A 622-nucleotide genomic window follows, 5' to 3' on the forward strand; every position below is an offset into this window, starting at 1 on the left:
TAGTTAACAGGAGAACGAAATGTAGAAAAAATCAGATCGGTTATCGGAAATAAGAAATAGCAGAGCTGATATTCGCGAACAAAACCATTTAACACGCTGTTTTTATTGAATTAAATAAACAAATTATCCTTGTCTTCATCGCTCAGCAACACATCCGCCACAGCGGAGAAATAGTCAGTTTTAATTTGATTGCGCCCCAGGAAGACATACAAATCACTTTTCCATTCTTGCCTCTTTTCTTTCCTGGCCGTTCTGGCGCGGCCAAACACAAACTGCCTCCATGCCTCAATCAGAATCGGCAATGAGGTCTTCTTCAAAATATCTACATCCTTACTCCTTACCTTCAAACCCCTCCCTTTTCCGGCAGAAGTTTTTGTGGAACTCTGAAAACGAAGGGCGATTAATCTCACAAGTTTATTGGAATAACTAGGATGCGTTTTCGGTAATGCATGCATAAGCTGGAGGCAATAAACTGTATCCGCCTTCCCACTTATAAGAGGCTGTTTCCATGTGCAGATTGCAATGGCCACATAATCAATAAGTTTGTCCGCGTTCAATAACTGGTTTTCTTTGACATCTGCAACCTCACAAATCCACTGAAGAGCCATAACCCTACTTTCAG

Annotated in this window: 1 protein-coding gene; it reads right to left on the reverse strand. The window is 41.3% G+C overall.

Annotation, left to right across the window (positions count from 1 at the left end; all coding sequences use genetic code 11):
* Nucleotides 1-110 precede the first annotated feature (110 nt).
* A partial coding sequence (locus ACN0IC_RS15570) for a hypothetical protein (RefSeq protein WP_416879662.1) occupies nucleotides 111-622 on the reverse strand: 512 nt, incomplete at its 5' end.

It is taken from the genome of Litorimonas sp. (assembly GCA_029936425.1).
GTDB lineage: Bacteria > Pseudomonadota > Alphaproteobacteria > Caulobacterales > Maricaulaceae > Litorimonas.